The organism is Tsukamurella sp. M9C (genome assembly GCF_020169415.1).
Taxonomy (GTDB): domain Bacteria; phylum Actinomycetota; class Actinomycetes; order Mycobacteriales; family Mycobacteriaceae; genus Tsukamurella.
Map to the genome: position 1 here is coordinate 20,578 of NZ_JAIULG010000061.1, position 7,264 is coordinate 27,841.

Annotated in this window: 7 protein-coding genes; 5 read left to right on the forward strand and 2 right to left on the reverse strand. The window is 70.6% G+C overall.

Translation table 11 applies throughout. The features are described 5' to 3' along the window. Nucleotides 1–44: 44 nt before the first annotated feature. On the reverse strand, nt 45–1,808 hold the full coding sequence (locus LB823_RS21300) for an alpha/beta hydrolase (protein WP_374201367.1): 1,764 nt from the start codon (nt 1,806–1,808) through the stop codon (nt 45–47). 165 nt (nt 1,809–1,973) lie between these two features. On the opposite strand from LB823_RS21300, the gene LB823_RS21305 reads away from it, so the two are divergent. Continuing rightward, nucleotides 1,974–2,237: a phosphoribosyl-ATP diphosphatase gene (locus LB823_RS21305; protein ID WP_068525912.1), complete on the forward strand. Its 264-nt coding sequence runs from the start codon at nt 1,974–1,976 to the stop codon at nt 2,235–2,237. A 23-nt stretch (nt 2,238–2,260) separates the two neighbouring features. Then, complete coding sequence (hisG, locus tag LB823_RS21310) at nt 2,261–3,106, forward strand: ATP phosphoribosyltransferase (protein ID WP_224651288.1); 846 nt, start codon at nt 2,261–2,263, stop codon at nt 3,104–3,106. A 40-nt stretch (nt 3,107–3,146) separates the two neighbouring features. Here hisG and LB823_RS21315 read toward each other — a convergent pair whose 3' ends face one another. Further along, a complete protein-coding gene (locus LB823_RS21315; protein ID WP_224651289.1) occupies nt 3,147–3,977 on the reverse strand; it encodes a thioesterase family protein in 831 nt (276 codons plus the stop codon). Nucleotides 3,978–4,098: 121 nt separating this feature from the next. Here LB823_RS21315 and LB823_RS21320 point away from each other — a divergent pair, with 121 nt between their 5' ends. From LB823_RS21320 to LB823_RS21330, 3 genes are all read left to right on the forward strand, one after another. After that, nucleotides 4,099–4,926 carry a tRNA (adenine-N1)-methyltransferase gene (locus LB823_RS21320; protein ID WP_224651299.1) on the forward strand — a complete coding sequence of 276 codons (828 nt, stop codon included), beginning with the start codon at nt 4,099–4,101 and terminating at the stop codon, nt 4,924–4,926. Nucleotides 4,927–4,959: 33 nt separating this feature from the next. Then, on the forward strand, nt 4,960–6,687 hold the full coding sequence (arc, locus tag LB823_RS21325; RefSeq protein WP_224651301.1) for a proteasome ATPase: 1,728 nt from the start codon (nt 4,960–4,962) through the stop codon (nt 6,685–6,687). Between the two features lie 70 nt (nt 6,688–6,757). Continuing rightward, nucleotides 6,758–7,264: FHA domain-containing protein (locus LB823_RS21330; RefSeq protein ID WP_224651303.1), on the forward strand; the 507-nt coding region annotated here is incomplete at its 3' end.

Below are 7,264 nucleotides of genomic sequence, written 5' to 3' on the forward strand. Positions count from 1 at the left end.
GGGCATCACGGTTTTCGTTAGGGCCCGCGACGACGGGCCGACTGTTACTTCTCCGCGCCGTCGATGGCGGCGCTGGCCATGACGGCCATGCGGACCCGTTCGGTGTCGGCGGGCGTCCAGCCGGCGGGCGGTAGGACGGCGGCGAAAGCGTCGACCATCGCGGTCCCGTAGTTGTGCCCGTGCCCGTCGGGCACCCCGGCGGCGTTCGCGAGATCCGCGGAGACCTGCCAGAACGTGACGAACGGGTACCAGGCCATCGCGGGACTGCGGTCGCGGCCGGGCGGCTCGCGGAGCCAGTCCGGCTGGCGGAGCATCAGTTCCGGTGACCACCACACGACCGGGTCCGACGGGTGCTGGACGTAGACGATGTGGGGCGCCAGCCACTCCACGCCGCCGCTGCCGCCGGTCAGCGGCCGCTGCCCGTCGGTGAACCGGACGATCAGCCCGTCGGTGTAGGTGGGCAGCACCTCGGGGGTGCCCAGGTCGCGGCGATCGGTGATCGCCGAGTGGATCGGGTTCGCCTGGGGCGGACCGAGCCAGACGACACCGTCGACCTTGTCGCGGATGTCGGGCAGCCCGGCGAAGGCGCCCTCGCCCGCCCGCGAGCCGAGGCTCTCGCCCATGATGAGCAGCTTCGGACGCGCCGGGGCGGGCCGGGCGCGCACGTCGGCGACGACCGCGTCGATGAGCCGCTTCCCGGACTGCAGCGAGGCCTCACCGTCGGTGAGGAAGGAGATCCAGCTGGGCAGGTACGAGTACTGCATCGCGACCAGGGCGACGTCGCCGTCGTACATGAGCTCGACGGCGCGCGCGGCGGTCGGATTCACCCACCCGGATCCGGTGGTCGGGACCACCACGACGTGGCGGCGATCGAGGGCGCCGGTGCGGGCGAGCTCGCGGTGCAGCAGCGCGATTCGGTCCTCGGGCGTGTCGGCGTTCTCGAGTCCCACGTAGACCCGGACCGGCTCGGTCACGGGACGCGTGGTGAACCGGGCGATCTGGGCCGCCCGGAGCCCGCCGGAGACGAACTTGCGGCCCTCGTTCCCCAGCCCGGACCACTGCGCGGCGGAGCCCTCCGACCCCGACCGCCACGCCTCCGTCGGCTGCGGGAACTCGGCCAGTTCCTGGTCGTTGGTCGACGATGCCAGGGTGTTCGCGGTCGCGGTGAAGGCGCGGAAGCCGACGTCGTTGACGGTGAAGACCACCAGGACCACGACCAGCCCGAAGCCGAGCACTTTGGCCGCCGGCTGCGGCACGCGCAGGTACTTGTTCGCACGTCGGGCGAGGAACAGCCCCAGGTCGCGGAGCACGCGGAACGTCGAGATCAGCGCCGCGGACACCAGGAAGGCGACGATGGGCGTCAACACGTACCAGAGGTTCGAGCCGGGCGGCATGTCCATGAGCGCGCGCACGTCGTCCTGCCAGCGCTTCGCGGCGACCATCATCGCCAGCCCGCCGACGAGGACGCCGAGCACGATCAGCGCCCGCCACACCGGCACGAAGCGGGCCCGCCGCGGATCGTCGCGGATCGGATGCGCCCGCACCAGCAGGTCGACGATCACCCACTTGAGGAACACGCCGATCGCATAGCCGATGACCGCGTTGATCCCCGAGACGATGCCCTGGAAGAACCACGACCGGGGGAGCAGCGACACCGTCAGGCTGCTCATCAGGAACAGACCGCCGACGAACAGCCCCGCGAAGTCGAGATGCAGCAGGCTCCACGCCCACGCGAACAGGGGATGCCGGGACGCGAACTCGTCGTAGTTCTCGCGCAGGAAGCGGTCGGGGTCCCGCGCGGCGCGCACGAATCGCAGTCGCGCCCGGATCAGGGCGCGGGTGTACCGGTACTGAGTGGCGCCCTTCGCGGGCGGGGTGCCGGGCCCTTCCGTATCCGGGGCCGACGGTGCCGTCGCCTCGGTCGCGCTGCCCTCCACACGGACCACTCTAGTTCGCGTGGGACAATGACCTCCGTGAAGACCATGGAGACGCTGTTCGCGGAGTTGGCCACCAAGGCCGAGGAGCGGCCCGCCGGGAGCGGGACCGTCGAGGCGCTGGACCGCGGTATCCATTTCCTGGGCAAGAAGGTGCTCGAGGAGGCGGGCGAGGTGTGGATCGCCGCCGAGCATCAGAGCGACGAGGACCTCGCCGAGGAGGCCTCGCAGCTGCTGTACTGGCTGCAGGTGCTGCTCGTCAAGCGCGGCCTGACGCTCGACGACGTCTACTCCTACCTCTGACTTTCCCCGAAGGAACCACTCACATGTTGCGGGTCGCCGTACCGAACAAGGGCGCGCTCTCCGAGGCCGCCGCCGCCATCCTCAGCGAGGCGGGCTACCGTCGCCGCTCCGACGCGAAGGACCTCACGGTCCTCGACAACGCCAACGAGGTGGAGTTCTTCTTCCTCCGCCCCAAGGACATCGCGCTCTACGTCGGCTCGGGCGAGCTCGACATGGGCATCACCGGCCGCGACCTCGCGCTGGACTCGGGCGCCGAGTTCACCGAGCGCCTCGCGCTCGGCTTCGGCCGCTCCACCTTCCGCTACGCCGGCCCGGCCGGCCAGGAGTGGACCGTCGCCGATCTGGGCGGCAAGCGGGTCGCCACGTCGTACCCCAACCTCGTGCGCCGCGACCTCGCGAACCGGGGCCTCGACGCCGAGGTGATCCGCCTCGACGGCGCCGTCGAGATCTCCATCCAGCTCGGCGTGGCCGACCTCATCGCCGATGTGGTGGAGTCGGGCCGCTCACTGCGCCAGAACAACCTGGTCGCCTTCGGCGACTCGCTCTGCGATTCCGAGGGCGTGCTCATCGAGCGCGTCGGTCTCGACTCGGACCGCGCCCGCGACCAGCTCACGGCGCGGCTCAAGGGCGTCGTCTTCGGCCGTCAGTACGTGATGCTCGACTACGACTGCCCGCGCACCCTGCTCGACGGTGCCATCGCCGTCACGCCCGGCCTGGAGTCGCCGACGGTGGCGCCCATGGCCGACGACAACTGGGTCGCGGTGCGCGCCATGGTGCTTCGCAAGGAGGCCAACGACGTGATGGACGACCTCGCCGAGCTCGGCGCCAAGGCGATCCTCATGACGGACATCCGCAGCTGCCGGTTCTGAGGTCGCACGGCGCGCTCCGCTGCGGAGCGCGCCACGGTCGTCAGCGGGCGGCGACGAGGAGCGTCTGCGCGCCCACGGCGAAGGCGCCGTCGCCGTCGTAGAGGCGCGAGACCGTGGTGCCGATGCCCTCGTCCCCGACGAGCTGGTCGCCGAGCAGGCCGACCCAGCCGTCGACGGGCCGCGGGGACCGGTGGAAATGCACCGTCATGTCCATGTTCATCCAGGTCACGGCGGTGGGATCGAGGTAGGCGGAGATGCCGTTCGCGGCGTCGACCACCGAGAAGACCTGCACCAGGGGCGAGGGCTCCTCGCCGGCGACGAGCGGCATCTTCGCCCGGATCCAGCACTGCTTGACGCCGTCCGGCCCGTCGGGGCCGTCGACGAACTTCCAGTCGCACGCGGCCAGGAAACCCTGATCCTCGAGGTGCGCGAAGAAGCCCGGCATCACGCCCTGCGAGGCGCCGGCCGGCGGCAGGGCGGGGGAGAGGTCGCGGGCGATCGCGGTGGTGTCCGATGCGGCGAGCGCCCACGCCTGCGCCCGCGCGACTGTGCGGTACTCGCCGGCGCCGTCGACGCAGTCCATCTCCGCGGCGATGAGCGAGATGGTGCGTCCGGGGCGCGCGACCCAGGCGCGCACCCGGGTCCGGGTGATCGGCACGACGCCGAGGAGGTCGATCGTCACGCGAGAGATCCGCGCGCCCTCGCCGACCAGCTTCTCCATGGCGCGCACCATGATCGCCGCGGGCGGCGCTCCGTGCTGCATGGTGGCGGCCCACACGCTGGCGGTGGACGGCGTCGGGTCGAAGACCTCGTACTCGAACCCGTCGGCGTCGAGGGTCCCGGCGGGGTGGAAGAACGCGCTATCGGCCATGTACCAGTCCTACCGATAGGTCGGATTCGCTCCGCGAGCGGGGTGCTGGGAGGATGCTGGGCGCTCCCGGACGCGACCGCGGCGGCCGGATCGGCGGAGCTCCCTGGGAGGATGTACAGCTATGGCGAACAGTGGACCCTTCGTGGTGGGCGACCGAGTACAGCTGACGGACGCGAAGGGCCGGAAGTTCACCGTCCATCTGGAGGCGGGCAAGGAGTTCCACACGCACAAGGGCGGCATCCGGCACGACGAGCTGATCGGCGCCCCCGAGGGCAGCGTGGTCAAGGCCGTCAACGGCACTCCGTACCTCGCGCTGCGGCCCCTGCTCACCGACTACGTGCTGTCGATGCCGCGCGGCGCGCAGGTCATCTATCCCAAGGACGCGGCGCAGATCGTGGCCGAGGGCGACATCTTCCCCGGCGCGCGGGTGCTCGAGGCGGGCGCCGGCTCGGGCGCGCTGACGTGCTCGCTGCTCCGCGCCGTGGGCCCCGAGGGCTCGGTGACGAGCTGGGAGGTCCGTGAGGACCACGCCGAGTACGCGGCGAAGAACGTCGAGGAGTTCTTCGGCGGCCGCCCCGAGAACTGGAACCTGCAGCTCGGCGACCTCGCCGAGTACGACGGCCCCCAGGTGGACCGCGTGGTCCTCGACATGCTCGCGCCGTGGGACGTCCTCGACGCGGTCGGCAAGGCGCTCGTGCCGGGCGGCGTGCTCACGGTCTACGTCGCCACCACCACGCAGTTGTCGAAGGTGGTCGAGGCCATGCGCGAACAGGCGATCTGGACCGAGCCGCGGTCGTGGGAGGCCCTGGTGCGCGAATGGCACGTCGTCGGCCTCGCGGTACGGCCCTCGCACCGGATGCAGGGGCACACCGCTTTCCTCATCACGTGCCGGCGCCTGGCCGACGGCACGGTCGCGCCGCGTCCGCAGCGGCGGTCCAACAAGGGGTAGCGTGAGAAGTCCCCACGGAAAGGGAGTTCACTCGTGACGGAACCGGATCCGACCCGTCCTTCGGCCGCGCCGGCGGACTCGTCCGCCCCGCAGGCCACGTCCGCGGCCGTGCTGCGCGAGCGCGTCGACGCGCTCACCACGCGCAACGCGAAGCTGCTCGAGACGCTGCGCGACGCCCGCAACCAGTTGCTCACGCTCCGCGAGGAGGTCGAGCGGCTGGGGCAGCCCCCGTCGGGCTACGGCGTGCTCCTGGCCACGTACGAGGACGACACCGTGGACGTCTTCACCTCCGGCCGCAAGATGCGGCTCACGTGCTCCCCGAACCTGGACGTGCCGACCTTCCGCACGGGCCAGACGGTGCGCCTCAACGAGGCGCTGACCGTGGTCGAGGCGGGCGAGTACGAGACGGTGGGCGAGATCTCCACGCTCCGCGAGATCCTGGACGACGGGACGCGCGCCCTGGTCGTCGGGCACGCCGACGAGGAGCGCGTGGTGCGCCTGGCCGCGCCGCTCGCGCTGCAGGCCTCCGAGGATCCCGGACTCGACGAGTTCGGGCTGCCGAACCGCAAGCTGCGCATCGGCGACTCGCTGCTGGTCGACACCAAGGCCGGCTACGCCTTCGAGCGCATCCCCAAGGCCGAGGTCGAGGACCTGGTCCTGGAGGAGGTCCCGGACGTCGACTACTCGGACATCGGCGGCCTGGGCCGGCAGATCGAGCTCATCCGCGACGCCGTCGAGCTGCCCTTCCTGCACAAGGACCTGTTCAAGGACTACTCGCTCCGCCCGCCCAAGGGCGTGCTGCTGTACGGCCCGCCCGGCAACGGCAAGACGCTCATCGCCAAGGCCGTCGCGAACTCGCTCGCGAAGAAGATCGCCGAGGTCCGCGGCGACGATTCGCGCGAGGTCAAGTCCTACTTCCTCAACATCAAGGGCCCCGAGCTGCTCAACAAGTTCGTCGGTGAGACCGAGCGGCACATCCGCCTGATCTTCCAGCGGGCCCGTGAGAAGGCGTCCGAGGGCACGCCCGTCATCGTCTTCTTCGACGAGATGGACTCGATCTTCCGCACCCGCGGCTCGGGCGTCAGCTCGGACGTCGAGACCACCGTCGTGCCGCAGCTGCTCTCGGAGATCGACGGTGTCGAGGGCCTCGAGAACGTCATCGTGATCGGCGCGTCGAACCGCGAGGACATGATCGACCCCGCGATCCTGCGGCCCGGCCGCCTGGACGTGAAGATCAAGATCGAGCGTCCCGACGCCGAGGGCGCGATCGACATCTTCTCGAAGTACCTCACGCCCGAGCTCCCGATCCACGAGGACGATCTGGCCGAATTCGGCGGCGACCGCGAGGCCTGCGTGAAGGCGATGATCGAGCGCGTCGTCGAGCGGATGTACGCGGAGACCGACGACAACCGGTTCCTGGAGGTGACCTACGCCAACGGCGACAAGGAGGTCATGTACTTCAAGGACTTCAACTCCGGCGCGATGATCCAGAACGTGGTGGACCGGGCGAAGAAGCACGCCATCAAGGGGTTCCTCGAGACCGGGCAGCCCGGCCTGCGGATCACCCACCTGCTGGAGTCCATCGTCGACGAGTTCGCCGAGAACGAGGACCTGCCCAACACCACGAACCCGGACGACTGGGCGCGGATCTCGGGCAAGAAGGGCGAGCGGATCGTCTACATCCGCACGCTGGTGACCGGCAAGAACTCCAGCGCCTCCCGGGCGATCGATACCGAGAACAACACCGGCCAGTACCTGTAGGGCCGCTGCGGTTGCACAACAAGCGCCGCATAAGCCCAGGGCAAGCGGCATCTGAATAGAATGCTCCGTGATGAGTACGGATACCGCGGTTCTCACCGTCACTGTGGACGGGCAGACGCTGACCTTCGCCCCCGGTAAGACGGTGACCTTCGGGCGCACCCTCGAATCGGACGTGACGATCAACCACCCGTTGGTCTCGCGGACGCACGCCGTGGCGTCCGCGGGGCCGACGGGGTGGATCCTCACGGACCGGAGCACGAACGGCGTCTTCGTGGGCGGCGTCCGCCGGCCCGCCATCGCCCTCAACGGCAGCCAGCAGTTGATGTTCGGAGATCCCCGGACCGGCGCCCCGGTCACCTTCTCGGCGGCCGCGCGCTCGAACACGCCGCCCCCGCCGCCGCCGCGCACTCCTCCGCCCGCGGCCGCGCAGCAGCCGGTCCAGCAGCTCCCGGCGGCGCGCCGCGCACCGTCGAACCCCGTGCCCCGGACGACCCCGCCGCCCGCGACCGGCGGCTTCTCGCCGCCTCCGACGGGCGGCATGCCGTCGAACCCGGGGCCGCAGGGGCCGCCCGTCGGA